22 protein-coding genes are annotated in these 25,966 nt (G+C 39.1%); 13 read left to right on the top strand and 9 right to left on the bottom strand.

Annotated elements, in window-relative coordinates; all coding sequences use genetic code 11:
- Positions 1–369, top strand: a 369-nt coding sequence (locus tag DB41_RS00185; RefSeq protein WP_368730538.1) for a leucine-rich repeat domain-containing protein, incomplete at its 5' end; no start/stop codon positions are given.
- A 791-nt stretch (positions 370–1,160) separates the two neighbouring features.
- Here DB41_RS00185 and DB41_RS11510 read toward each other — a convergent pair.
- The 3 genes from DB41_RS11510 to murJ form a co-directional block, all read right to left on the bottom strand.
- Positions 1,161–1,316 (bottom strand): helix-turn-helix domain-containing protein, encoded by a 156-nt coding sequence (locus tag DB41_RS11510; RefSeq protein ID WP_306459955.1) that lies wholly within the window; start codon positions 1,314–1,316, stop codon positions 1,161–1,163.
- Positions 1,317–1,442 (bottom strand): hypothetical protein, encoded by a 126-nt coding sequence (locus DB41_RS12440; RefSeq protein WP_255350884.1) that lies wholly within the window; start codon positions 1,440–1,442, stop codon positions 1,317–1,319.
- 404 nt (positions 1,443–1,846) lie between these two features.
- On the bottom strand, positions 1,847–3,457 hold the full coding sequence (murJ, locus tag DB41_RS00190; RefSeq protein WP_080502323.1) for a murein biosynthesis integral membrane protein MurJ: 1,611 nt from the start codon (positions 3,455–3,457) through the stop codon (positions 1,847–1,849).
- Positions 3,458–3,720: 263 nt separating this feature from the next.
- Here murJ and DB41_RS00195 point away from each other — a divergent pair, with 263 nt between their 5' ends.
- From DB41_RS00195 to DB41_RS00215, 4 genes are all read left to right on the top strand, one after another.
- Complete coding sequence (locus DB41_RS00195; protein WP_039383093.1) at positions 3,721–4,584, top strand: deoxyribonuclease IV; 864 nt, start codon at positions 3,721–3,723, stop codon at positions 4,582–4,584.
- 10 nt (positions 4,585–4,594) lie between these two features.
- The gene (gene asnS / locus DB41_RS00200) at positions 4,595–5,998 is read left to right on the top strand and encodes an asparagine--tRNA ligase (RefSeq protein WP_039383095.1); all 1,404 of its coding nucleotides are present in this window, start codon (positions 4,595–4,597) and stop codon (positions 5,996–5,998) included.
- A gap of 924 nt (positions 5,999–6,922) precedes the next feature.
- Positions 6,923–7,627 carry a DUF4116 domain-containing protein gene (locus DB41_RS00205; RefSeq protein WP_039383096.1) on the top strand — a complete coding sequence of 235 codons (705 nt, stop codon included), beginning with the start codon at positions 6,923–6,925 and terminating at the stop codon, positions 7,625–7,627.
- A 640-nt stretch (positions 7,628–8,267) separates the two neighbouring features.
- Positions 8,268–8,633 carry a hypothetical protein gene (locus DB41_RS00215; protein WP_039383100.1) on the top strand — a complete coding sequence of 122 codons (366 nt, stop codon included), beginning with the start codon at positions 8,268–8,270 and terminating at the stop codon, positions 8,631–8,633.
- Positions 8,634–8,674: 41 nt separating this feature from the next.
- On the opposite strand, the gene DB41_RS00220 is transcribed toward DB41_RS00215, so the two are convergent.
- Both DB41_RS00220 and nqrF read right to left on the bottom strand, forming a co-directional pair.
- Positions 8,675–10,312 (bottom strand): NAD+ synthase, encoded by a 1,638-nt coding sequence (locus DB41_RS00220; protein ID WP_039383101.1) that lies wholly within the window; start codon positions 10,310–10,312, stop codon positions 8,675–8,677.
- A 17-nt stretch (positions 10,313–10,329) separates the two neighbouring features.
- A complete protein-coding gene (gene nqrF, locus DB41_RS00225; protein ID WP_039383103.1) occupies positions 10,330–11,661 on the bottom strand; it encodes an NADH:ubiquinone reductase (Na(+)-transporting) subunit F in 1,332 nt (443 codons plus the stop codon).
- Between the two features lie 165 nt (positions 11,662–11,826).
- Here nqrF and htpG point away from each other — a divergent pair, with 165 nt between their 5' ends.
- The 8 genes from htpG to DB41_RS00265 all read left to right on the top strand — a co-directional run bounded on the left by htpG (position 11,827) and on the right by DB41_RS00265 (position 20,976).
- Positions 11,827–13,683 carry a molecular chaperone HtpG gene (gene htpG, locus DB41_RS00230; RefSeq protein ID WP_039383105.1) on the top strand — a complete coding sequence of 619 codons (1,857 nt, stop codon included), beginning with the start codon at positions 11,827–11,829 and terminating at the stop codon, positions 13,681–13,683.
- 82 nt (positions 13,684–13,765) lie between these two features.
- Positions 13,766–14,902, top strand: a complete 1,137-nt coding sequence (locus DB41_RS00235) for a metallophosphoesterase family protein (RefSeq protein WP_162180885.1) — start codon at positions 13,766–13,768, stop codon at positions 14,900–14,902.
- Between the two features lie 105 nt (positions 14,903–15,007).
- Complete coding sequence (locus tag DB41_RS00240; RefSeq protein ID WP_155117510.1) at positions 15,008–16,162, top strand: hypothetical protein; 1,155 nt, start codon at positions 15,008–15,010, stop codon at positions 16,160–16,162.
- Between the two features lie 243 nt (positions 16,163–16,405).
- Positions 16,406–17,008, top strand: coding sequence for a hypothetical protein (locus DB41_RS00245; protein WP_155117511.1), 603 nt, complete (start codon positions 16,406–16,408; stop codon positions 17,006–17,008).
- Positions 17,009–17,742: 734 nt separating this feature from the next.
- Positions 17,743–18,213, top strand: coding sequence for a type III secretion system chaperone (locus DB41_RS00250; protein ID WP_052243736.1), 471 nt, complete (start codon positions 17,743–17,745; stop codon positions 18,211–18,213).
- A 9-nt stretch (positions 18,214–18,222) separates the two neighbouring features.
- Positions 18,223–18,861, top strand: coding sequence for a hypothetical protein (locus DB41_RS00255; RefSeq protein WP_039383111.1), 639 nt, complete (start codon positions 18,223–18,225; stop codon positions 18,859–18,861).
- A 217-nt stretch (positions 18,862–19,078) separates the two neighbouring features.
- The gene (locus DB41_RS00260; protein ID WP_155117512.1) at positions 19,079–20,443 is read left to right on the top strand and encodes a hypothetical protein; all 1,365 of its coding nucleotides are present in this window, start codon (positions 19,079–19,081) and stop codon (positions 20,441–20,443) included.
- Positions 20,440–20,976, top strand: coding sequence for a hypothetical protein (locus tag DB41_RS00265; RefSeq protein ID WP_039383114.1), 537 nt, complete (start codon positions 20,440–20,442; stop codon positions 20,974–20,976). The genes DB41_RS00260 and DB41_RS00265 overlap by 4 nt, the downstream gene beginning before the upstream one ends.
- A gap of 449 nt (positions 20,977–21,425) precedes the next feature.
- Here the strand turns inward: DB41_RS00265 and DB41_RS00270 are convergent, their stop codons facing one another.
- The 4 genes from DB41_RS00270 to DB41_RS00280 all read right to left on the bottom strand — a co-directional run bounded on the left by DB41_RS00270 (position 21,426) and on the right by DB41_RS00280 (position 25,536).
- The gene (locus tag DB41_RS00270; RefSeq protein WP_039383116.1) at positions 21,426–22,919 is read right to left on the bottom strand and encodes a bifunctional ADP-dependent NAD(P)H-hydrate dehydratase/NAD(P)H-hydrate epimerase; all 1,494 of its coding nucleotides are present in this window, start codon (positions 22,917–22,919) and stop codon (positions 21,426–21,428) included.
- Between the two features lie 49 nt (positions 22,920–22,968).
- Entirely contained in the window at positions 22,969–23,967 is a 999-nt protein-coding gene (locus DB41_RS00275) for an NAD(P)H-dependent glycerol-3-phosphate dehydrogenase (protein ID WP_039383118.1), read from the bottom strand.
- A gap of 82 nt (positions 23,968–24,049) precedes the next feature.
- Entirely contained in the window at positions 24,050–24,181 is a 132-nt protein-coding gene (locus DB41_RS12445; protein WP_255350885.1) for a hypothetical protein, read from the bottom strand.
- Complete coding sequence (locus tag DB41_RS00280; RefSeq protein ID WP_052243737.1) at positions 24,181–25,536, bottom strand: UTP--glucose-1-phosphate uridylyltransferase; 1,356 nt, start codon at positions 25,534–25,536, stop codon at positions 24,181–24,183. The genes DB41_RS12445 and DB41_RS00280 overlap by 1 nt, the downstream gene beginning before the upstream one ends.
- Between the last annotated feature and the right edge of the window lie 430 nt (positions 25,537–25,966).

Consider the following 25,966-nt stretch of genomic DNA (forward strand, 5'->3'; position numbering starts at 1 on the left):
AGTCTGCCTGCAGAAATAGGTCAATTGTCTCAACTGCAATGGCTTTACTTAGATCAAAACCATCTCACCGCTCTGCCTATAGAAATTGGGCGGCTGTCTCAGCTGGAATGGCTTCAATTAAACCAAAACCAGCTCACCAGCCTTCCGGCAGAAATAGGCCAGTTATCTCAGCTGACACGGTTTTTTTTAAATCAAAACCAGCTCACCGCTCTGCCTGCAGAAATCGGGCAACTGTCTCAGTTGCGATGGCTTTACTTAAATAATAATCGGCTTAGCTCCCTTCCAGTGGAAATAGCTTATCTGTCGGAATGGTTAGATCTTAATCTAGATGGAAATCCACTGGAGAGTAGTCCTGATGAAATAAAGTAATGTTTTACACGCTTTTAGGTTACTCCTTATGCAATTAGACATAGGAAATAGCACATAAGCTTTTTATCCTTGCTTCATTTAGACAAACCTTTTTCAAGAGTTTATTGCCATCTTTTCTAGCTTTTTGTACCCCCGGTAGATGCGCTTAGACCAAAAATGGCCACGCAAATAATGCCATAGGTTTTCAACAGGATTAAGCTTAAGGGCTATAAGGAGGCAGGAAGAAAAGGTGAATGTTAGGTGGAAGGTTAATGGCTTTGCTAACATGATAGCCGGCTCGGTCTAAAATCAATAAGGCATAGAAAGAAGCTGGCAGTGATTGACTAATTTACTTAAGAAGAATTTCTACTCCTTGGCTATTTAGGAAAGGAAGAATCATTCCCTCTGCTTTTCCAGAAGGTGGGCAAACTGCTGTAGCTACATACAAGTTTTTATATTCTGTCTGTTTAGGGGCTTTTGGCCTGGTTCCTCTTCTTGCCCATACTCTGGTAAAGCTACTTTGTTGTCCACGCCTTGCTTCATCTTCAAACCAGATCTCGATCTTTTGCTTGTGAAAATGTTCACTTAAATCGGTGATGACCTCAAGAATTTTTTTTAAAGGCTTCTTGTTTTTATGGGCTAGCTTTATAATGCTTAAAGATGGGCGACCAAGGGAGTATAGCTAAAGTGCCGTAAGAGTCCCACCCTCCAGCTACCCCCAAGCTTTTATCAAACTCTTCTTTTGGGATAAGTTGTAGACCACGTAAATGAAATACATTGATGTTCTCTTCAGCTTTAGATCCTTTTGCTACTCACTCTAGAAAAGCTTTTTCTTGCTCGAACGTTAAAGCTCTTTTTCTTCCAGCAATTACAGGTCTTCTATCTTTTAGTCCTTCCACCTGGTGCTGATTATAACGGCGTATCCATTTCTGGATGGCACTCATGCAATAGCCCAGTGCTTTCCCTATCTAATAAGCACTCTCTCCTTCCATCGCCATCGCTACTGCTCTTAGTTTAGCGCTATAACTAGCACATTCTTTCTTTTTTGCCAGAGCATTTAATTTCTCTATTGTATGATAACAAGCTACAAACATATCTTTCTCTCCTTAGTTTAAAGAATAAGAAACTAGCAAAAATTTAATTAAGAAAGAAGTCTATTGAGCTATAGCAGGATAAGCAAAGCTTTTCTAAGAACTGATTGTTGAGCATATAGGTATCCAATCCTGAGTAAAGGTTGAAGCAAAGCCTGGCTTTAATTTCCTATTGCCATAACTATCTGAGATGATTTTATCTTATTTCAACATTCTTTTGCCACCCTCATGGCACCAAAAAGCACTAAGAAGAATCTGCAAGTGGAGTATCGTTCTCTAATCCTAGCTTTTGAAGAACTTCCGAACTAGATAGTAGATACCTTAGCAGGAAAGATTGTTAGTTGGTTGTTCTTTAAGAAAAGTCCTTTTATCTTAGGGTCTTAGTACTGTTTTTGCAGGAGATGTAATCATGAATTAAGAGAGCTTTCGCTTCTATAAATCTTTAAAATGTCGTCAACTTGCAAAATATAACTAGCTCCTAACAAGCTAAACAAAAAAATGAAGGCTTGCAGGGCTAGTATGCCAAGTTGCTGGAATAAGCCTCTAGGCCCTAGAGGTGCTATGCCTTCCTTCCATAGCACCCATGAACTTTCAGCTAGCCAATAATAAGAAAAGGCTGCACTTGCCAGCATGGCAAGCAAGCTTACACAGCTGACTTTCCAAATGCTTGTTTTTAGCTTAGGGGATAAAGCATAGCGACTTTTCTCCTCTAACTTGGATAGGAGTAAAAACATATTCATCCATGCACTGATGCTTGTCGCTAAAGCTACGCTAGCAGCACCCTTTTCAAAAACAAAAACTAGCACAAAATTTAGTATCAAATTTAACAAAATAGAAGCAATGGAGATTTGCGTAGGAATTTTATAATTGCCTTGCGCATAGAAAGCAGGGACTAAAATCAGCACGATCGACATAGGAAATAATCCTAACCCATAAGCCCATAAGCATAAAGTGGTGTTAGCAACGGCTTGTTGATCAAAGCCTCCATGTCCATAGATTAGGGTAATGCTGCTAGCCCCTAAAGCAAAAATAGCTGCACTAATGGGTAGCATTAAAGCCACACTTTTACGGAGGGAAAAGTCTAAAAACTTGCTAAACTGCTTGTTATCTCCATTTTTAATGGCCCGAGCAAGAGGAGGGAGTGTAGCTGCTGCGATAGCTAGGCTAAATAGAGCTAAAGGAAGCTGTTGAAGGCGCATAGCATACCATAGATAAGCCGGCCCTGCAGCATCTGCATAGCGCGCAAAGACAGCATCTAAAGCATTGTTGATCTGCGAAGCTCCTACACCAATGATTCCCAGGCTCAAAGGAGCTAATAAGGAGGCTATATCGTGGGAAAAAATATTCTTCAAGGGATTTGCCAAATTTTTTCCTAAAGCTCTTAAGCATTTCTTAGTCTGATGAAGAGTAACAGCCCATTGAGCTATACAGGCTAGATTCACAAAAACTGTTAATCCACGCATAGCTTCTTTAGAAGGTAGATGCTTTAAAGATAAAATTCCTACAATCCATAAAAGATTAAAGGCTACAGGCGCTACGCTTGCTGTAAAAAAGCTTTTCTCACACTGCAGTAAAGAAGCATTAATACCGTACAGGCAGATGAAAATGAGACTTGGCATCATTAATAGGGTAAGCTGAATAATTTCAGCGTTTCCTTCTTCAAGGTTAGCCCACATAAGAACGCCCCATAGCAGGGTCATAGTTATGATACCAATGAAAGAAAGAAGGATACTTAAAGCAGCTGTTAAGCTGCGAAAAAATGCAGCGGCTCTTTGAGGCTCTTGATGACGTAGCTTCTCAAATTGAGGAATAAAAGCACTTTGCAGGGCTCCTTCGCCTAAAAGCCTACGCAGTAGATGAGAGAAGCGGAAAGCGACTAGAAAAGCTGCCACGGATGCTTGCGTGCCAAAAGCAAAAGCCATGCTTATATCTCTTACCATGCCCGTCATACGACTTAACATCGTTCCACTAAAAAAGCGGCTTGCTGAACGGATAATACTATGGGTGGAATCTGTCATGGCAATATTGTGTTGGGTTAAAGAAAAATATCATTGATAAAGAGACAAAAGAAAGCAAGGGTAGATTGAAGCATTAAGAATGCAGAGAAGCGCGCCCTTAATCAGGGCTTTTTTTCATCGCTTAAAAGAGCTTAAGCTCTTTTAGACGATAAGCTAGCTTTTCTTTAAAGTAGAGCCTTATATTTGATGCTACTTTTCTTGTCAACAACCGGCTAGGCTGTTATGATGGCGTGCTTATAAAATTGGAAAGAAGTGGGGATCAGATGACAATAAAAGCCGAAAATCTTCTCATAGGAGCTCATACCTCGGCAGCTGGGGGGCTACATCATGCCTTATATGAAGGGCGAGAGATAGGAGCGACTACTATTCAGCTTTTTACTACTAATCAAAGGCAATGGAGAGCAAAACCTTTAATGCCAGACATTATCGATGCTTGGCATGCGGCACTTAAAGAAACTCATTTGCAAAAAATTATGAGCCATGCTAGCTATATGATTAACTTGGGAGCACCGGATCCAGAAAATTTGAGAAAAAGTCGCGAAGCTTTTGGCCTTGAGATCGAGCGCTGTTTAAAGCTAAACATTTCTTTTTTAAATTTTCATCCAGGTGCAGCTATTGATAAAGACCCTCAAGAATGTTTAGACAGAATTGTGGAAAGCTTGTTAACCTACGAGCCTCTTCTTCAAGGGGATGGTACCCGCTTACTTTTAGAAAATACTGCAGGGCAAGGGTCGGCAGTTGGCTGGCGTTTTGAGGAGCTAGCCTATATCATAGGAAAAGTAGAGAATCGCCTGCCTATAGGGGTTTGCCTAGACACTTGTCACCTTTTTGCTGCCGGTTATGATTTGGGTTCAACTTTAGCTTGTGAGGAAACGTTAAAAAAATTTGATCAATTGGTGGGTTTTAAGCACCTATATGCCTTTCACCTTAACGATTCACTTAAAGGTTTAGGCTCTCGTGTAGATCGGCATCAATATCTGGGTAAAGGACTGATTGGCATAGATTGCTTTAAATTTTTAATGAATCATCCTCAAACTCAAGCGATGCCTAAATACCTTGAGACTCCCAAAGACCCCCTTATATGGAAAGTTGAAATTCAAATGCTACGAGACTTTGTAAAATCATGAGGCTATTATTATGCGCGTAAAAATTAAACAACTCAAATACCCGGCTCCTGGAGTTCCTTCATTATTAGGACAAGAGGTGACGATTAAAGGCTGGGTGCGAACGGTTCGCAATCAAAAAACTTTTTCCTTTGCTGAAGTTAACGATGGATCCACCCTCTCAAACTTTCAAGTTATTCTGAATCCAGATTTACCTGATTATGAGAAAATTCTTAGCCATCTATCTACCGGCGTATCAGTTGCCGTAGTTGGCAAGATTGTAGAAAATCCTGGTAAAGATCAAGCCTGGGAAATGCAAGCTAAATCTTTAACTATCATTGGCACATGCGATCCAGAAGTCTACCCTTTACAGAAAAAACGCCATTCGTTTGAATTTTTGCGATCGATTGCTCATCTTCGTCCCCGCACGAATACTTTAGGGGCTATCACTCGCTTAAGAAATAGCTTAGCCTTTGCTACCCATCTTTTTTATCAGCAAAAAGGCTTCTTATATTTACATACACCCGTTATTACGGCCTCTGATTGTGAAGGGGCAGGAAAAATGTTTCGGGTTACGACGCTGGATCCTAGTGCTACTCCGCATCTTCCTAACGGACAGGTAGACTATTCTCAAGATTTTTTCGGCAAGCCTGCTTATTTAACCGTTTCAGGTCAGCTGAACGGCGAAATTTATGCCAGTGCTTTGTCGGATGTTTATACCTTTGGGCCCACATTTCGCGCTGAAAATTCTAATACCTCCCGCCACTTAGCAGAGTTTTGGATGATTGAGCCAGAAATGGCCTTTGCCGATATTAATGACAACATGGATAATGCAGAAGAGTATCTTAAATTTGTTCTTAAGTATGCTTTAAATAATTGCGCGGAAGATATGGAGTTTTTTGACAAGCATGTTTCCACGGGATTAATTGAGCGTATGCAGCATGTCATTAATACACCTTTTGAACGGGCCACCTATTCCTATGCAGTACGCATCCTTGAGAAATCAGGCAAAAATTTTGAGTACCCTGTGAAATGGGGACTAGATTTGCAATCCGAGCATGAGCGCTATTTAGCGGAAGAATTTTTTGCTAAGCCTGTCATCCTAACGGATTATCCTAAGCAGATTAAAGCTTTCTATATGCGGGATAATAGCGACAACAAGACAGTGGCAGCTATGGATGTTCTTGTGCCTAAAATAGGGGAGATCATAGGTGGTAGCCAAAGAGAAGAACGTTTAGATGTGCTAGAGCACAAGCTCAAAGCAGGTGGCCTGTCGCCAGATGATTATTGGTGGTATCTTGAGCTACGTAAATATGGGACTGTCCCACATGCTGGGTATGGCGTAGGATTTGAACGTCTCATTCAGTTTGTGTCTGGGATGGAGAATATACGCGATGTTATTCCTTTTCCTCGTTATCCTGGTAAAGCTGAATTTTAAAGTTTTCTAAAACTGTTTACAAGGCTTTGAAATAATAAAAAAGTTTTGTAAACAGCTATAACATTAGAATAGAGTGTGTATAAAGTTTTTAGCTTTTTCTTTTTTCAAAAAAATTCTTAGGTTTATCATTAACAATTATGCCATGAAACATAAGGTCTCTGCTTAGTCTGAGCGACGTTGTTGCGTAAATAATAGGAAGCGTAGGCGATAAGAGGACTCTTTCACCCTTAAAAACTATAAAATGAACTTGCAACGACAAAAATATAGGCAGGTGATGGAAAAAAACTTACTTACCCCCTACGTAATTAGTCCGCGTATAACAACGCTTTAGTGCAAAGAGAAAGCATAACTTTATGGTTCTAAAGTTGAAGCCATTAAAGGATAGAGGGAAAATAAAAACATGGGTAAGAAGGGGCGCTCAAGAATCTCCTCCGCTGAATCTATCCTAGGCGTGTTGATGATTAAAGCCGTTTATCATTAGCTTCTAAGGATTTCTTTTGGTGCTGATTGCTTGCTAGCTTTCAAGGCTGCCTGTTCCTTGTTATACCTTTATTTGCAGGGGAGGCTAAAGAGCTTCAATAAGAACTTAAAAAGTTCCTACAAGCATGGATTTGAATTTAATTGCATAGCCCTTACAGGGAGATAGGCGTTTATTAATCTATGCACAAACGCCTTATCAGCTTGGCTAGAATTAGTGGTCCAAGTGATCTTATTGGCTGCTAAAGCATCAAGTCCGTATCCTTTTATTATTATTCCTAAAGACAGTGAAGGATAGGTAGACTATGGCCCCTGGGTAATTATTAAATCATATTAATTTATACAACTATTTGATGATCTCTCTATATAAAAGTTATTATTGTTTTCTTTTTTAAGAAACTTTTTGTATGATAGGGGGATTAAAAACTAACCAACAATAGAGGGTTCATGCTAGTAAATTCTTTATCTAAAGCTTGCTTATCTATTGATCGAGGCGCTGACTATATACCTATCGTCAGCACTGTGACTAATTTAGTCGATATCTTTCAAAAAGTTGTTGTTTTACCCTTTAAGCAAAAAGAGAATATATCCAAAAACGTCTATTACACTCACCTTGATCAAAAAAGCTTTAGGCGGTGCTTAACTTTGTTAATTCCTGTTCTAGGAAATGTATTTGTAGGAATTTATGATGTAGTACGCAATAAGAAAAAGAAAGCTTTGCTAGCTAATGTTCAAAAGAATGGCTTAGCTCTTAAGGATGGGAGTAGCACGCTTAAAAGCGATAGAGATGTCGTTCATGCCGCTGTTCAGGAAAACGGTTTGGCCCTTAAGTATGCTAGCAAACAGCTTCAAAACGATAAGAAAGTCGTGTTTGCCGCTATTCAGGAAAACGGTTCGGCGCTTAAGTATGCTAGCAAACAGCTTCGCAACGACAAGGAAGTCGTGCTTGCCGCTGTCCAGCGTAATCACTTGGCGCTTAAGTATGCTAGCAAACAACTCCGCAACGATAGGGAAGTCGTGCTTGCTGCCGTCCAGCGTAATCACTTGGCGCTTAAGTATGCTAGCGAAGAGCTGCAAAACCATTGGGAAGTTGTGCTTGCCGCTGATGATCGAAGATGGCTTGGTACTTATAGACTTTACCAACAGGCTTAAAAATGCTAGGAAATTGTTCGTGTCACTTTTCAGCAAAAAAGTGGGATGTTTGGTTATATTAGCGCAGCGCTTAACACCGTTCTACGTTTTTCAGCATTTAAGAGGCTTAAAGCTTTTTAGGCAAAAAGATGCAGTAAGAAACAGCTCACAAGTGGAAGTGTTGAAAGATAAAGAAGCTCGTATATTAACTATCGATGAGGCGGGATTTCTAAAGAAAGGATTTATTTAATAAGATATGCTTGGCAGGAATCTAGCCCTCTAGTAACAGAGACACAAATATCCCTATTAAGCCATTTTAGAAATGTTGGCTAAAATGGACTTGACTGGCGGTAAAAGCCTTAAGCGAGTGGGTGTGACTATTATTATCAAAGGCAAACCCTCCTTAAGAATATGCATGCCATCACCCCTGTAGCGTTAAGCTGAATTTAATGCATGTATAGCTAGTATGATAGGTATTTATGCAAGGCGAGGAAGATTCATGCTAAAGTTTATATTCCCCATGGATTTTTGCTCTTGCGATAAAATATTTTACTAACTAAATATTATTTATGAAACGCTTCATTTTTTATGCAGGGAATTGATGTTGCAGGAAAAAAAAGTTTGCACATAATCTAAGATATAAATTTTTTATGAAAAACTTATGAATTATATTTACCATAATGCACCCCTAATCGAGCATATTCTTGAATCTCATGATAGTATATTTTTCTTATCCAAAGGATTATCTTGTTTAAAGAAAAATCCCCCTCTCTTAGAAAAAAAAGCTTGTAGCAAGGAAGTTAGCTCTCAATCTACAAGAAATGTTGAATTAATCGAGCGTTTAAAAGCTCGCATTGCAATTCGTAAGAAAAACCTAGCCCCTACAAACAGCTTATTATCTACAGCGGCTTGTACGATTTGCAAAAAAGCTGTTGATATATTGCAACAGTATCAGGAAGAGCGTTTGTGTCCTTTATGTTTAAATAGAACCATTAAGAAAATGAGAATAAAAGATATCCTTAATTAAGAAACAAAAGGTGCATTTAGTTTTTTTAAGGCAGCAAAATCTTAGTTTATCCAACGCTCCACAATAGGAAAACAGCGGCCTGTTAAGAAGGCCTTCTCAGAGACACGTAAGGCAGGAGGTGCCTGACGACGTTTATATTCGTTTTGGTGAATTTTTCGGATAAGCTCTTCTGTTAATTTCAAAGGATAGCCAAAATTTTTAGCGATCCTTTCAGAGGATTGACCCTCTTCTACGTAAGCTTGTAGGATATGATCGATTGTTTCATAAGGAGGGAGTGAATCTTGATCGGTCTGGTTAGGTCTTAGCTCTGCAGAAGGGGGCTTATCAAGCGTGCTTTGCGGAATGATAACCTGGTGACGATTAATCCAGTGGGCTAGAGCATACACATCCCTTTTTAAGACATCGCCAAGGACTGCTAAAGCTCCGCACATATCCCCATAAAGGGTGGAATAGCCCATTGCCAGCTCACTTTTATTTCCTGTGTTCAAAACCATATGCCCAAATTTATTTGAAAGAGCCATGAGAATCATCCCTCGTACCCGTGCCTGTAAATTTTCTTCCGTATGATCGATCGGTAATGCTCTAAATTGGGGCTCTAGTAATTCCAGGTAGCTTTGAAAAGCTTTTTCAATACAGATTTGTCGATAATCGATGCCCAAGTTTTGTGCTAATATTTGGGCATCCTCTTTGCTGCCAGGAGAGGAATAACGGGAGGGCATGCTGACTCCCATCACATTTTTAGCGCCCAAGGCCTTTACAGCAATACAAGCCACTACGGCTGAGTCAATACCACCGGATAATCCTAAGCATGCTTTCTGAAAGCCTGATTTGTGAAAGTAGTCTTTTACTCCTAGAATAAGAGCTTTATAAAGCTCTTCAGTAGCTATTTTTTGCGGGTAAATAAGGGGAGATGAAGCGTTTAGATCTATTAACAGCCAATCTTCTTCAAACCCCTTGGCTAGGTGCACTAGCTCTCCTTTAGCATTTAGGTGTTGGCTGTAGCCATCAAAAATTAAGCTATCATTGGCTCCCACTTGATTACAGAAGATAAGGGGGCAACGTAATGCTCTAGCCGCTTCAGAACAGACTTTCATGCGAGTGGCAAACTTAGAGAGGCTAAAAGGGGAGGCAGAGAGATTGAGCAAAAGTTCAGGCTTAAAAGGAAGAAGCTCTTCCACAGGATTTTTATGATAGGAAGTTTCTGCAACAAGAGCGCTATGCTGCCAAATATCTTCACACACAGTAATACCAACCCTTTTACCCTTTAGATTCCATGTCTTTATGCTTGTCGCTGGTTCAAAATAGCGTCTTTCATCAAAAACATCATAGGTGGGTAAAAGAAACTTATCTTGAAAGCCTACAATTTTCTGATTTTGAATAATTGCTGCGCTATTAAACAAACCTTTTTCTCTACGATCAGGATTAGGACGAGGAAGGCCTACGATGGCGATAATGTCTATACAAGCTTCTCGGATTTTGTCCAGTTGCAACAAAACTTGTTCCATGAAATGCGGGAGTAAAAGCAAATCTTGAGGTGGATAACCAGTTAGCGCCAATTCAGGGAATAAGATAAGATCTGCCGCTAACTTTTTACCATGGGCTATAGCCTGCAAAATTTTGTCAGTATTTTCTTTTAAAGCACCGATGGTAGGATTAATTTGCGCAGCAAGAATTTTCATTATAATAGAATAGGGTGTTAGCTTCCAAAATCATCAAGAACAATGCTTTCACGAGGAACGCCATAATCCTCTAAAAGCTTAAGCACACTTTTATTATGTAAAGGAGGGCCACAAACGTAGAACAAGCACTCTTCGGGTGCTTCCATAAACTTTAGCTGGCCCATTTCAAAAGCTTTAAAAAGATAATTTGTTTTTGTAGGGTCATTAGCGGGCCAGCCAGCTTCAAGATCACTAGGAAGGGGCTCAGAAAGAACTAAATGATAATGAAAGTTGGAAAATTCTTTTTCTAGCTGTTCATAGTCAGCTTGATAAATGTTTTCTTTTAAAGAACGCGCTCCATACCATAGGGTTACCTTACGGTGCGTCTGTTCTGTCTTGAACAAATGCATGATGTGACTGCGTCCAAACGATGAGCCAGCGCCACCGATAAGAAAGATAAGTTCACGGCTATCTTGGATCATAAAGGATTCGCCATAAGGTCCTGAAAGCTTGATTTTATCACCTGCTTTTAAATTAAACGTATAGCTAGAGCAGATACCCCAAGGAATTTTTTCTGCTAGCTTTCCAGCGATAAAAGGTGGAGTGGCAATGCGAATATTAAATCGTAAAGTTCGGCCTTCTGCTGGGTAGGAGGCCATAGAATAGGCGCGAATAACCTCTTCAGAGCCTGTAGGTAGAGAGCTAAAGTCCAGAGAATGTCCTACTAATCCAAATTTTTCCCAGTCTTCATGGTATTGAGGATGCATGGTGTTTTTCCAGCTCTCCGTATTCGCTTGGAAAGGAGGAACATGAAATTGCAAATATCCTCCTGAGCGATAAGGCACTTCTTCTCCTTGAGGAAGTTCTACGATTAATTCTTTAATAAAGGTGGCCACATTTTGATTGCTTATTACCGTGGCAGACCATTCTTTGACGCCAAGTGCATCAGCCTCAACATGCAGATGCAGATCGTTTTTGACTTTAGCTTGGCATGATAAGCGCCAGCCCTCTTTCAATTGCTTTTTAGTAAAAGTGCCTTTGTCCGTTTCTAAAGGTTGATTAGCGCCCTCTAGAATTTGCACCCGGCATTGCTTGCAGGTTGCTTTGCCTCCGCAAGGAGAGGGAATCGGAATACCATTGGAGCTCAAAGCTAATAAAAGTGTACTTCCTCCGGCTACTGTCTTGGTAAGAGAAGGATCTTCGTTAACTTTAATGGTGCAAGCTTCACTGCTAACAAATTTAGCACGGGTAAATAAAATGATCCCGGCAAGGCCGGTGCCAATCATGACAAAAGCTACAATGGCATAGGCCACAAGAAAAATGTCGATGCCTCCTAGGGAAGCTATCGTAAAGTTAAATAATGAATCCATAAGGCTTACTCGCTTGGCTATTTTTAGGTATAGCTTGCATACTCATTTAACAGCAACTAATAAAACCTCACTCTGCAAGAAGAATAAAGAACTACTCTTCCCCTAAAAAAGGAAATTCTTTATGCTTTTCTTTTTTAAATCATACAATTTCATAGGGATTTAGACATGATCAAAAAGAATCTTGAAATTCATAGCGAAAATATTTTACCTATCATTAAAAAATGGCTCTACTCCGATAAAGATATTTTTGTTCGCGAGCTTGTCTCCAACGCTTGCGATGCTATTCGAAAAGTTAAAGTTTTACGCGACCAAGAACAGATACAAGCTAACGATGAAGACTTTAAAGTAGAAATTCAAATTGATAAGGATAATAAAACTATAAAATTCATGGATAATGGCATTGGAATGGATGCCGAAGAGGTGCAAAAGTATATCGCACAGATTGCTTTTTCGGGAGCAGAAGAATTTGTCCATAAATATAAAACCAATGAAGAAAAAGATCAATTTATCGGTCATTTTGGATTAGGATTCTACTCAGCTTATATGGTAGCAAGTAAAGTAGAGATTAATACTCTCTCTTATAAAGAAGGCGCAGAGCCCGTCTTTTGGTCATGTGATGGCTCTTCTGAGTATACGATAGAAAAAGGCAGCCGCCCCACCCGAGGCACAGAGATTACGCTTTTCGTGGATAAAGATAATGAAGAGTATTTGGACGAATATCGCCTTAAGCAGGTAATGCTTCATTACTGTTCATTTTTACCTTACCCTGTCTATCTAGGCACCACTCATATTAATACCCAAGAACCTTTATGGATCAAGAATCCTGCTGATTGCACGCAGAAAGATTACCTAGATTTTTATCATCATCTCTATCCTATGGAAGAGGATCCTCTTTTTTGGGTGCATCTTAATGCTGATTATCCCTTTCACCTTAAAGGAATCCTTTACTTTCCTAAGGTGCGCAGAGATTACGACAATGAAAAAAATACGGTCAAATTATACTGCAGCCGGGTTTTTGTATCAGACAATTGCAAAGATGTAATCCCTAACTATCTGATGGCCTTGCGAGGAATCATTGACAGTCCTGACATTCCTTTAAACGTTTCCCGTAGCTACTTACAGGTTGATCGTACAGTTCGTCAGCTCTCAGGGCATATTGCTAAAAAAGTATTTGATAGCCTGGCTACGCTTTATCGCAATGAAAGAGAGCGCTTTGTAGCAAGCTGGGAAGATATCTCTATTGTAGTCAAGCTAGGTATATTAGAAGACGATAAGCTATATGAGCGGGTGAAAGATTTTCTTATCTGGAAAACTGTTGAGGGTGAGTGGATTACCGCCCAAGAATATTTAGATCTCTACCGCGAAAAAACAGCAGAAAAGATCTATTATACAAAAGATGAACAGCATATGAGCTCCCTGCAGGCCTTGTATAAAAATCAGGGAATAGGAATTTTATGCGCTAATCATCCTGTGGATGTATATGTAATGCAACATTTAGAAAGGCAGCTAACTCCAGTTGTTTTTCAGCGAGTAGATGCTGCTTTGGCTGAGCATATTGTTGATAAAGAGCGTGAAAAAACCATTCTAGATGCTAGCGGAAAAACTGAGGCCGCCAAGCTTGCCGATTTTATTCGTGCCAAATTGAAGGATGACAAAATCGAGGTAGAAGCTAAAAGCTTAGCTAGCAATGCATTACCAGGTTTTATTCTTCAGGATGAAAATCAACGCCGTATGCGTGATTATATGGTAGCTATGAATCCTAAAGAAGGAGTCTCTCAGTTTGCGCATTTAGGTAAGAAAACCTTCGTAGTAAACACTAACAATGTTTTAATAAATGCCATCTACAAATTAGAGCCTAAAAATTCTGAGCTAGCTTCTGCATTAGTCAAAGAAGCTTATGAGCTGGCGCTTTTATCGCAGCGGGAGATGGATCCTTCTTTGCTAGAAGACTTTATTGCTAGGACCGTACATATTTTAGAAAAATTAGCACAGGAAGTGACTCAAGAAGTGAGCCAAGAATAGTTATATGCAAACCTTCCTATTTATCTTGAGCTGCTGCTTTATTTTTCTGTTTCCGTGTTCAATGTGGGCAGATGAGGAGATTTTGAGTATTTATTTAACTTGGCAACATCATCCTCAGTCGACCATGCATGTTTGCTGGATAACTCCTCAAACACAGACCCAGGATCTCATTGAATACCAGAGGGAAGGAGAAGAGGTGTGGCATAGGGAAGAGAGCCAACATAGACCTATGCCCGCTCAGTTGCCTTATCTGATCCATCGTGTGGAGCTAGTAGGTCTAATGCCATCTACTGGCTATCGTTTTCGCCTAGGTGCAGATAAACACATTTACAAGTTTCGTACGATGCCTGCAGATTCTAATCTTCCCATCCGTTTTGTAGTAGGGGGGGATATGTATAATGGCTCTATGGAAATGATGGAGAAAACCAATCGAGCAGCAGCCGCTACCAATCCACTGTTTGTGGTGATTGGAGGAGATATAGCCTATAGTGCTGTAGGTGATCGTTCGATTCCTGAAAATCCACAAAAATGGATAGATTGGTTACGCATTTGGAAACAAACCATGGTAACTTCTGAAGGCTATCTCATTCCTATTATTCCCTGTATTGGTAACCATGAAGTACGAGGAGGCAACGGCAAGACCCCGCAGGAGGCTGAATTCTTTTTTGCTCTTTTTCCTACTCCCGATCTTAAAAGCTACAAAGTTTTGGATTTCAGCTCTTACATGAGCTTGATCATCCTTGATTCTGGCCATGCTTATCCTGTTCGTGGAGTTCAGACTCTATGGCTCAAGCAAGTTCTAAGGCAACGCCGTCAGGTTCCCCATAAATTTGCAGTTTACCATATTCCTGCCTACCCCTCTTATCGCTCCTACTATAATAAAACTAGCCGAGCAGTCCGCCGGCAGTGGGTCCCTTTATTCGAGCAGTATGGGCTTCATGTAGCTTTTGAAAATAATGATCATGCCTATAAGCGCACCCATCCTATCTGCAAAGGACGACCTCAAAAGCAAGGCGTTCTATATGTAGGAGATGGTGCTTGGTCGGTAGCCAATATAAGAACACCTAAAACACCACGGCAAGCCTGGTATATTGCTAAATCATCGGCTACCCAGTTTTTTATTCTGGTGACAATAGACGGCAGCCATCGTCGCATGCAAGCTTTCACACCGGCTGGCATGATAGTGGATGATGTTGTGCAAGAAGGCTTTAATAAATAGTTTGCTTTGTTTTCTTTTTTTTAATTCGTCGTTTACTAAAATAAAAGCCATTGAAAAAGGAAAAGAACCCAAGGTTTTCAATTGCAAGTGATTTCTGGAGATTTAATGTCGCCTATATCCTTAAACTCAACTTATACGTCACATGAGTATTATATAGATGTAAATTTTCTTATTAGAAAATCGGTTAGAAATATTCGTGAAGGTGTAGGAAAAGGCGAAAATTTAATAGAGCTGTTTCATCAAACTCTTGACCATTTAAGCCTTAAATGTAAGGAGCTTGCTTTAAAATATGGCATCAATAAATTCGATTTACAGGGCGTGCGAAGAGATCAAGAGGAGTGCTTTACAGGCGTAACTTATGTCACTTTAATGAAAAAAGATCTTTCTCATGAGAGATTAGTTACTATGATTGAAGAGCTCTTACAAAAAATACATTATCCTACCCAAAGCTTTAAACGATATAGAGAAGAATTTCCTACAGAGCAAGGCTTAAAAAGGCATTTATCAAGGGAAATAACAATCTACAAAGAAGAAGAGTTAGAAATTTACTCCACGCCTTCTTTTGAGGAGTGTCTACGGCTTTGTCAACTGTGTTCATTTTCTTCACCGGAAAATCCTTCTCAAAGCTTAGACCTTTATCAAAATTTGCTCACAAACAAGCAAGCCATGCTAGCTTTGAAAGAAAAATCTTTTCAGGATTACCAAAAGCTAAAACTTTATTCAGCCATTCTAGAAATAAAACATTTATATCCTCGTCTAGTTAAGGTCGATTGGATTCTAGTTACTCAAAATTTGCAGGTTAAAGGCAAAAGATATGAGTTGTCGGAGTATCTGACCTGGATTTTCCGAGACATTGAAAATCCTATAGAGAAGATGAAGAAAGAGGCAATGGTAACAATTATCCATCAAGATCCCTTTTTAATCTCTCCTATGCTAGAAAATATAGCCAGAATTTTTAAAAAAGCTATTAGATACAATAGGTATCATTTATCATTAATCAAAAAGCAGGTGGCTCTCTTAAGATATGAATTAGCACACGCCACTCCTTATAAGCGGGGAGGGAATAGTATTTCTTGGTGGTTAGAAAGAATCATTTTTAATTATCATCAATATGAGCCTATCTACCTAAACGATCCATCCATAAATATAGAAGCTTTAACTTTTCCCTTAAAAGAATTTGTCGAAAAGTATGAGGAGTATATGAGGGTAGAAACAATGGAGGCCAATGAAGAAGCCAAGAATAGACTTAATCAAGAATAAAACCTGCTTTGACCTGACGGATGTCATCATGAAAGCACAATTAACAGATAGGGTAAGGGCGTGAAAAATCTTTTCTTTCTAGGATGGAGTAAGGCTTTAAAAAACATTAATAAAAGCTGTAAGAGCCTCGATTTTAAAATAAATAAAACCTTCTTCATTAAAAAAAAAATTTACCGAAAAAAAACAAGTACTGTAAGACTAGCAATATTATTATTTTTTTTGGGGTGGGCAAGCTTACTTAATTTGCAAGGGACAGAGCAGATAGCAGTTAAAAAAGGAACATTAATTGTTGATTATAAAACCGATCTGGAAGGGGATAGACTCGACCGCATTCGGTTTTGGTTAAAAGATGGCAACCATTCACAAAAAATGTATCCTAAAGGCCATGCTTTTGTAGAAGATCGTAAGAATAGATCGAGGATAGTGGTCTTAGAAGACGTTACTCCAGGAGAGTATACTTTAGAATTTTTGATTCCCAATAAAGATGCTTTTTTTGAAGAGTCTTCTTTAAGGCATATTCATCTACAAGCTGGTGAGGTGGTAAAAGTGGATAAAACCTTTAAAAGGCGGCAAGTCAATTACTACAGTGCTAAGCAGCTGCATGAGTGGAAGATCTGGTGGTCATTTCTCTCCAATTTAAGCCTTAAATCTATAACCCCTATGTATCCTGCTTACAATCCAAGCCAGGAAGTAGGAGGGAGAGGAAGCTTATTGGATGCGAATGCTACTTTAAATAGGAGAAATAGCTTCTATGCAAAGAAGGCAAGAGCATTGCTTAACCCTAGTTCCATTTCACTTCCTGTGCTTCCCGGCAAAGCTAAATCAGCAGCAGGGCTAACACATTAGCACTTCAGTAGGGCTTAGATTATAGGTGATTTACTACCGCGAAATAGGCGCTAAGATTCCCTCTAATCCCAAGAATTTATCATTTAGAGGGAATGTTGTAAATTTCGCAACAGGTCTAATACGCTTTAAAAAAACTAATCTGCATACCTAGCCCTCTGAAAGTTGCCTCTCTACTTAATGAGAGGAATTTTATAAAGTATGGGAGTAGATAAGAATTAGCTTGAAAGCGTATTAGCACTACAGTGGCACTTATACAGCTTGCAAGTATCTTTCGCTCATAGCTAAATCAGACAAGATTTAAAGAATGCTAAAAAGTCGGATAGGAAAATCTCCAAATGCTCTTAAGTTCATTTTGAAGAAGAGTGTATTGTTTGTCGCATACTTAAGCTATATCTCTCCAGTAAGAAAACGAGGCTGGCAAATCCTACGCGCCTCGTTAAAGGCCATTCCGAGGCTTGCCGCTTGTGTTATCTTCTTCTCCTCCACATCATCCACTTTTTAGCAGATCTATAGTTTGCTCACAGCTTCATTTGCCTACCAAGTGAAGATCTGAATACTTACGAATATTTTATTTCTCAGAGATGAGCAAAAAAAACCTATTGCTTATATATAGGTAAATATTAATGAGTAGATAATGTTTAGTTATTTAATTAATATTAAAGTTAATTGAGTTTAATAATTATTATTTGTTATAATAAAGTTTAAATTAATAACCTTTTTATTAAAGGAAGCGTATGGAGTTAGAAGATCTACTGCTTGAATACGGAAGATCTAAACAATTAGGTAGACTTCAGCTTGATAGCTCAGGAGTTTGTACGCTTTTAATGAATGGTCATTATCTTCTTACCTTTGAAAAATCTCTCGATCAGGAGGGTTTCTATCTCTATTCTAGTGTGGGCGATCTTCCCCTAGAAAAAGAAGGGGAGGCAAGCTTAATGGCTTTAAAAGGGAATCTTTTTGGTAGGGAAACAGGACGAGCAAGCTTAGGGTATGTAGAACAAACGCGCTCTCTAGTTCTATTTGAATATTTTGATAAAAATGAGTTGAATTATCTTCAATTCATTCAAAGGTTTAATCAATTTGTGAAATATTTATTTTATTGGATAACTAAGCTAAAAGCTTCTGCTTCACAAGATAGTGATAAAAAAGCAGCGGTAGAGCCTCGGCCTACTTTCCATCATAGTAAGAAAATCTTTTATGCATAAGGATTAACCATGCAGCCTCCTCTTGTACGTTCCCAACAAGCTTTAAAATCTTTCTCTTTGTCAGCTCCTGCCCCTGTGGCAGATGAGCATCAAGTTTCTAGAACAGATAAGCACAATTCTGCCATTCCTTCTAGCTCTATTGAGAAAATAGAACTCTCTGACTCTGCCCTAGTGATCAATCGAGTAGAGGTTTTAAATGAAGAGGAGCCTTATAGGGCAGAATCCGAAGTAATAATAGCGGAAGTGGAACAACAATTAGAGAATGCAGAAACACTCCTATTGCTTGAATCAGAGCCTATAACAACGCTTGCCGAGCAGAAAAACGTGTATGCTTTAGAGAGCTTTATTAAGAAAACTGAGAAGCGAAAAAAGATTGAAGGGCATTTAGGAAATGCTTATAAAGCAACTCAATGGGCACCTGATAAGCTGCATAAATTAGCTCTTGAACCCTATGGCCATATAGCACCCGTTATAGGCATTCCTCCAAAATTAGGGGAAATAGTAGGAAACGTTATCTTGCCCGTGTCAATTATACGAACGGTTTTGCGGGGCGTGGAAATTATCGGGAAAGGCGCTGTTTTGATTGTGCAGGGGCTTCAGTATCAGCAGGCAAAAAAAACTCTTAAAGCAGAAAGTAGAAGAAGTTAAACATCATCCGCAAGATGAAAAGCTTAAAGACTCCATTAGTATTCTCCGCAAGTTTATTAGTGCCCAAAAACGGGAATTAAAAAATAAAGTTATTAACTTTACTCTCTCAGCGAGTTTTATAGCCGCCAAAAGTACTAGCTTGGTTTTAAGTGCCTTAAAGCTGGCGGTTCCTGCCGGAAAAACAGCCCTGGGTTGGACCCTATCTTTCTTAGATATAATGATGAAAACGATTGGTGTATGGCAAGCTCAAAAAGCTAGAGCCACTCATGAGATTTGGATGCTTGAGCTTACCAAAGATCCTAGGACTTTCCAGCAAGCGCAAGATCTTTTAGCCAAACGTGAAGAGCGTCTACTTTTGCGTAAATTTCAGACTTTTTCTTTTGAAGAAATTAAAGATAATTTAGACGAGAAGGGCATGGAGTGCGAAACGGAAGGGATTATAGATAAAGAAACTTTTGAAAAAAAAATTACCGATCCTGAGTTTAGAGCTTTCTTACTCCAAAACTTTATAGAAGATATTGATCAAACTGAAGATACCATCAATGTCATGACGAGAAATAGTTTGCAAACGCTAGCAGAATTAAAAGTCAGAAGCGAAAAGAAGTTTTTTAATTTTAAGCTTATATCCTCAAATATAGAACTTATACTTGCTTGTCTTTCCACCACTCTAGCGATTACCTTACAAGTTCTAGCTCTTACTGGCGTGATTGCTTTAGCTTCCTCAAGTATGGCTCTACCTGGCTTAGGCTTTTTTGTTTTAGGAATAGCAATAATGGGCATAGGGCTTTATTTCTTTTATAGATATAAACCTCATCTTTTCAAATGTGTGATACAGGGAGTGGGGGTGCGTCTTGAAGTATTTCAGCTTCCTGCTAAAATCCGTTCTTGGCAATTAAATAAGCAAGAAGGGCGAATACACACGCTAAAAATTACAAGTGCCAGATATGAGCAATTGGCAGGCTTATTAGAGCAGCAAAAGACATTGGAGGCTACTGCTTATCCTAGTGAATTAAGGAAAACTCTTGAAAAATTACACAAAGAAACGAAAAAGAAAATCGATGAGCTAGAAAGCTATGGGGAGCAAACGCAACTGGAAAAAATGATGGAGGAATTGGATAGAAAGCATGAAAGGCAGCTTAAAATGCTAGAAAAAGAAAGCCAAAAACAAGAGCGATTAAAGCGGAAGGTGGAATCCTGGATAGGAAAAGAAGGAAAAATTACGCGATTGCAGAATCGTTTGAAGGAAGCTGGCAGTACAGATTTTGCTATAGCCAATGGCTTAATTACCCAAGCTGAAAAGAAAGCGATGAATGTGCCTTTAATTATTATGGAGAAAATTTTAGAGCCTAATTCTTCTTTCGAGTTTGACGAAGAAACTCAAAAGATATTAAAAGAAAAAATGGGAATAGATTATCAAGCCCTTAAAAAGACGGCAGATCAAGTGGATAAGAATGCGTTGATGGATAAGCTAAAAGACTTTTTTAAAATGGATGATACAGAACTGCTAGCGTTAATGAAACAACAGCTTAACAATTTAAAAGCTAAAAAATACATTAACTATTTAAAAGAGCAAACACCATGACAGAAGAAAAATTTCTAAAGCAATTCCAACAAGCGCTGAGGGACGAAAAATTTGACTGCTCTTACATAGAAGCTACCGATCAAACTTTCTATTCACGTCTTCTCCTCTTTCTAGGAGTAGATGATAAAGAACGGGAAAAGATTTTAGAGGTAACTGCTATAAAACAAGAGTTGATGCAAGGGCTTGACTCTTCAGACAATCCCTTTTACCGCATTCAATTTCAAGCTGTTTTTCCTTTCACCGTCCATCCCCAAGCTTCTACTCAAGTAAGTAGCCTAATCTGTTATTTAAATCGTTTAATTGAACTTCCGGGATTTGAGATGGATGAGATAAATCTAACACTTAATTATCGTTATATCCTGCTCTACGGAGAAAGAGATTTCAATAAAAACCTTTACTTTTCTATTGTTGGCTTAATCATGCTCACGCTAGAGCTTTTTAGTTCTACTTTAGAAAGAATTGCTAGAGGAGAAACTACTTTTAATCAAATATTAGAAGAAATCATTAAGATTGCCCAGCAATTTAAGCCTTAAATTTTTCGTAGTAAGTCCTTCGTAAAAAATAAATTGAGCCTACCCTAACTTTTTATCCAATCGAAAAAGACGCAAGCCCCGTCTAAAAAGGCCCTTAATTTTCTTTTTTTCTCCTCTTGGTAAGGAAAAGTGTTTAAAATATATGATTACATAGAAAAGTTGCTTATAAAGGGTAGGCTCTGTTTTTTTCTTAAAGTAATCTTAGCGAAGAGGTTTTTTGGAAATCCTACTGTTTAAAGAAACTCTGCCTGCATTATCTAAAAAATAAATGAACTTTAAGAAGGCGGACTCTCTCCTTAAAAGATTTTTATTAAGTATATGTATGCCTAAAGAGCTGCTCAAAAGCATGTAACCACAGCTTGAGTGTCTTCAAAAAGCCTGTTTGTCAGCATGCTTTTTATCGGAAGATTGAAGTTAGCAGAAAGGAAATTAAGCTAAGATAAATGGCCTTATTTTAAGAGCTCTTTATAAGCGTGGGGAAGGTAAGCAATCATATCAGAGGCTGTCATACAATAAGAGGTTTTCTCTTTAGCTGCTTGTTCACCTGCTACAGCATGCAACCAAGCTCCTAAGATTGCGGCTTGAGGAGGCGGTAAACCTTGCGCTAGCAAAGCTGCAATTATCCCTGTTAATACATCCCCGCTCCCTGCAGTAGCCATTCCTGCATCACCTCTTGGACTAACATATATAGGCAAGTTTGGCTGCAAAATAAAGGTAGGAGCTCCTTTAAGTACCAAGGTAACATTTTTATCATTAGTAAATGATTGAGCTAATTCTAGCAGTTTTCCTGAGGCGAGAGGCCCTTGCTTTATTCTTAAAAGCTTCAACATCTCTCCATGATGAGGAGTTAACACTAGCTCTTTAGGTAAAGGTACTTGACTCTCAGATAGCAAAGTTAGCGCATCTGCATCTAGGACACAAGGTTTTTTAATATGCTTGAGGATATATTTAAGAAGGTAAGAGGTTTCTTCTGTTTTCCCTATGCCAGGCCCTATATAAGAAGCGGACGCTTTATTTATAGGCTCAAGGATAGCCTCCAGATTTTGCAAGCAATAGCTTTGCCGTACTAATTCTACAGGGGCAGCTGCAAGTGCAACTTCCATTTCTTTAGGATGAATTAAACGTACAATGCCTGCTCCTGCCGTTAAGGCTGCCCTTGCAGAGAGAATGGCAGCCCCCGGCATGTGAGGAGAGCCTGCTAGAGCTGTCACATAACCACGTTCATATTTATGCCAACATCTTTTAATAGGAGGAAGTAGCGGCTGCACAATGTTTTTAGTTAGCATAATCATACCAGTAGGAGCCTGATCGATAAATTCTTTAGGCATCCCGAAGTCAATAGGATGTAAGCTACCTACATAGTTCCAGCCATCGTTTATAAAGAAGCCCTTTTTAGGTGCGCCTAAAAAAAGAGTTTGAGTGGCTTGAATGACTTCACCTTCCGCAATCCCAGTATCACCATTTAATCCTGAGGGAATATCGATGGCTAAGATAGGTAATTTAGAGGTATTGGCACGCCCTACTATACTAGCAAAAGGCTCTTGTAGGCTGCCTTTAAATCCTGTGCCAAAGAAGCCATCTAGGATAACTCCTTCTTCAGGAAAAGAAAAAGAGGAGTCTTTTGCCTCTCCACCTGCTTGCTTAAAACGATGATAATTCTTGATACATAAAGGGGAACCTGCTTCTAAAGAAACAGCTTGCAAAGCACATACTTTATATCCTTTCTTCAAAAGATAGCGCCCTGCTACGTAAGCATCTCCCGAATTGTTACCTTTAGCACACAATAAGATAATATACTTAGCAAGCTGATGGATGTTAAGATACTCTTCTACCATTTGAGCAATGCTAGCGCCTGCCTGTTCCATAAAAAATTCCTCAGAAGCGTTATCTTGGTAGACTTGCGCTTCTAAATTCCTCATCTGCTGTGCTGTAAAGACTTTCATGCTTGATCTCACTTAAGTTTTTGGTCACACATTATCATGGAGAAAATTTTTAAAGATGTTCTTCCTTAATGGTTCTTTGCATTAGAGCTTTAACAGCTTCCTGAGGGGCAAGGTTTTCGTAAATGATCTTATAAACAATCTCGGTGATAGGCATGCTTACATTCAGCTGATGGCTAAGCTGTAAGGTGGAAACGCAGGTATAGGCTCCTTCCACAACCATTTCGATTTTAACAGCAGCTTCTTGGGGAGATAACCCTTGTGCTAAAAGGTATCCGAAACGAAAATTCCGACTCATCAAAGAGCCGCAGGTTAGGCATAAGTCACCCATTCCTGATAAGCCATTTAATGTTTCAGCTTTACAGCCTCTAGCAACAGCGAGCTTGCGAATTTCATGTAAACCACGTGTCATTAATGCTGCTTTAGCACTGTGACCTAATTCTAATCCTTCAGCCATACCGCAGGCAATAGCGATGATATTTTTTAAGGCCCCGCCATAGGCTACTCCGTGGATATCAGGATTAGGATAAACACGAAAAGTCTGAGTGGTAAAAGTATCGGTAACAATGCGCATCACTTCAGGAGCATAGGCAGAGCCAACGACAGAGGTGGGCAGTTTTCGTATAACGTCTTGAGCAAAACTAGGTCCACTTAAAAAAGCTACTTGCTGGCGAGTATTTCCTCCTAATACTTCTACGACAACATCAGGAAGAATAAGCCCTGTATTTTGCTCAATTCCTTTAGAGGTAATAACGATAGGGCATTTAGGAAGTCCTAGCGTTTTAACTTGTTCAAAGACAGGGCGAATGCCTGCTGAAGTGACAGCCTCAACAAGCATATCAACTCCTTGCAAAGCTTCTTTTATATCTGTTGTGAATTTCATGCTACCATTGAATGTATGGCCTGGCAAGTAAGGATGTTCACGCTTTTCCGTTAAATGTTTAACGAGCTCGGGTCGTGCGGTCCAAGAGATTAACTGATATCCTTTGGAAGCTAATAGTGATGCCAGGCTATATCCCCAGCTTCCGGCTCCTAGGAATCCTACTTTCATAATTTTTTACCTAAATTATATCTTTCATAAAAATTATCAATTTTTTCTTTTACTCTAGATTTATCGGTTTGCAGATAAAAACCTACTTATCATCAGCGCTAATCCCTACGCTAGCGAAAAATTTAAAAAAGCCTGTCTCTTCTAACTGAGACTGATTGTAAAAGCCGGCTGAAACCAGACGTTTGAAGGGATGGGTAAAGTGGAATGAGGGCATCAAATATCCAAGCATCCGATATCTCCAAAGTAGCCTTCAGGGGGCAAAGCATGCTTTTTCCATTGGTCCACGTAAGAAGGAACGGGGTAGTAAAAATCTTGCGCTAGCTCAAAGGGAACCAAAGGAGCTTTTTTGCTAAAAAGCTCCTCATATAATTGTCGATCTCTAGCTTGCAAGGCATCCTGGACACTCGCAGGGCTATCTTGACCACTCAAGTTTTTTAGAGGAGCAAAGCATCTTTCTCGTGGGCAAAGTAGCGCTTGAACTTTATCGGCAAGAGGAAAAATGTCAAAAATAAAATGCTCAAATTTCCATCCTTTTTGGGAAGAATCGATTAAGCTAGGTGTCTTTTTGTAAAGAGCATGGAGAGGCATCTTTATTTTTTTATCACAAATTTTTTCAATAAATGATAGGCTGATGCAGAATAAGCTGATATTAGCACAAGGGTGCTTAAGAGAGCCGTCGGATAGCCTTGCATAGCGTTCACTTTCAGGGAATTCAGTATATTCAATGACCTGAACTTTTTGCTGCTGCTTAACGATAACCCCTACCTTTTCCTCCGGATCTGCTCGCAGCGTACACTTGATAGTAATATCATTCTGATTACGAATATGCATGCCCAATAGCTCAGCATCAAAAGGATCGGCTAAGGGATTATCAATCATAACAAAATTTAAATGCTCAATGCCCATTTTTTTCCATTTGGCTAAGAGACCTTCCTCCCAAAATTGATGCAGGCAGGCTCCATTGCCGTTGGGCCCTTCAGCTAACAACCCTTTTTTTTCTAAGAAAAGGTTGCCAGCTTCATCTAGAAAGGGGAGCATGGGTTGAGCAAAGAAATCCAGCTGTTCTTTTCTTAATTGAAAATAAGCATGGGTTTTAAAATAGGCTAAGGTCCTCTCATGATTAAGAGGGGATGTCATGATAGCTGCCTGGAGAGGATGAAGTGCTAGCTTACTTGCTGCTACAATCTTCTCAGAAAATAACTGAAAAAGGCTTTTATGGCGTATAAGGCTAATAGGATATAACCCTTTAGGTCCCTCTAAATGTAAGCGTGTCCCTTGCCCTCCAGCTACAATTAAGCAACCCAAGCGTCCTTGCTCGATCGCTTCTTTGCCAAGTAATGCATCTTCTAAAGAGCCCACTTTTTGATAATCTAGAAAAGGATCTACAGAAATGTCGCAAAGAAAGCGTGCGTTAATTACAGCTTGCTGCTCATGAAAAGCATCGATATCTAAATTTTCAATCTGTTGTAATAAAAGGTTTTTTTCTGCTTCATTAAGTTCATGCCAATAGTTAAGGAGGTGAAGCTGTTGAATGCTATTGAGCTTGGCTATTGCCCTATCATAGTTCATGCATATATTCCTTAAAAATAAAATTATTACTCATGATCGCTCTCTTTTATCATGTAGTCTCAAAAATTTGAAGGCATACAGGGAGCAAGCAGCTTGACGGATTATTATCTTTACACGGTTTAACCCTATGAGCGGATAAGAAAAATAGTTTATTCTTTGGCAACAGATTTTTCAAGAGCCATTTTTTTAGAAGGCAAATTAATTAAATTTTTTAAATTATTGCCAAAATCTTAAAAGTTTTTTTGCGTTTATGCCTAGCTTAAAGCCCAGTTTTAGAAATATCTCAAAAAAAGTAGAGGGAAAAAATTTTAAAAAATTGTTATAGAGCCCTTAGGAAATAAGTTTATCTGATTATCTTCTAGCGATCTTTACCGCTTATCTTGCGCCTTTTTCTTCTTAAAAATCGTTTAAAGCCTTCTGGTTTCTTTCT

This window comes from Neochlamydia sp. TUME1 (assembly GCF_000813645.1).
Classification (GTDB): Bacteria; Chlamydiota; Chlamydiia; order Chlamydiales; family Parachlamydiaceae; genus Neochlamydia.

Coding starts and splice junctions, on each gene's coding strand:
- murJ (WP_080502323.1), bottom strand. CDS start 3,457: ATGACAGATTCCACCCATAGTATTATCCGTTCAGCAAGCCGCTTTTTT.
- DB41_RS00240 (WP_155117510.1), top strand. CDS start 15,008: ATGTCGCCTATATCCTTAAACTCAACTTATACGTCACATGAGTATTAT.
- DB41_RS00275 (WP_039383118.1), bottom strand. CDS start 23,967: ATGAAAGTAGGATTCCTAGGAGCCGGAAGCTGGGGATATAGCCTGGCA.
- DB41_RS12445 (WP_255350885.1), bottom strand. CDS start 24,181: ATGCCCTCATTCCACTTTACCCATCCCTTCAAACGTCTGGTTTCAGCC.
- DB41_RS12440 (WP_255350884.1), bottom strand. CDS start 1,442: ATGTTTGTAGCTTGTTATCATACAATAGAGAAATTAAATGCTCTGGCA.
- DB41_RS00250 (WP_052243736.1), top strand. CDS start 17,743: ATGGAGTTAGAAGATCTACTGCTTGAATACGGAAGATCTAAACAATTA.
- htpG (WP_039383105.1), top strand. CDS start 11,827: ATGATCAAAAAGAATCTTGAAATTCATAGCGAAAATATTTTACCTATC.
- DB41_RS00255 (WP_039383111.1), top strand. CDS start 18,223: ATGCAGCCTCCTCTTGTACGTTCCCAACAAGCTTTAAAATCTTTCTCT.
- nqrF (WP_039383103.1), bottom strand. CDS start 11,661: ATGGATTCATTATTTAACTTTACGATAGCTTCCCTAGGAGGCATCGAC.
- DB41_RS00220 (WP_039383101.1), bottom strand. CDS start 10,312: ATGAAAATTCTTGCTGCGCAAATTAATCCTACCATCGGTGCTTTAAAA.
- DB41_RS00195 (WP_039383093.1), top strand. CDS start 3,721: ATGACAATAAAAGCCGAAAATCTTCTCATAGGAGCTCATACCTCGGCA.
- DB41_RS00265 (WP_039383114.1), top strand. CDS start 20,440: ATGACAGAAGAAAAATTTCTAAAGCAATTCCAACAAGCGCTGAGGGAC.
- DB41_RS00260 (WP_155117512.1), top strand. CDS start 19,079: ATGATGAAAACGATTGGTGTATGGCAAGCTCAAAAAGCTAGAGCCACT.
- DB41_RS00205 (WP_039383096.1), top strand. CDS start 6,923: ATGCTAGTAAATTCTTTATCTAAAGCTTGCTTATCTATTGATCGAGGC.
- DB41_RS00270 (WP_039383116.1), bottom strand. CDS start 22,919: ATGAAAGTCTTTACAGCACAGCAGATGAGGAATTTAGAAGCGCAAGTC.
- DB41_RS00215 (WP_039383100.1), top strand. CDS start 8,268: ATGAATTATATTTACCATAATGCACCCCTAATCGAGCATATTCTTGAA.
- DB41_RS00280 (WP_052243737.1), bottom strand. CDS start 25,536: ATGAACTATGATAGGGCAATAGCCAAGCTCAATAGCATTCAACAGCTT.
- asnS (WP_039383095.1), top strand. CDS start 4,595: ATGCGCGTAAAAATTAAACAACTCAAATACCCGGCTCCTGGAGTTCCT.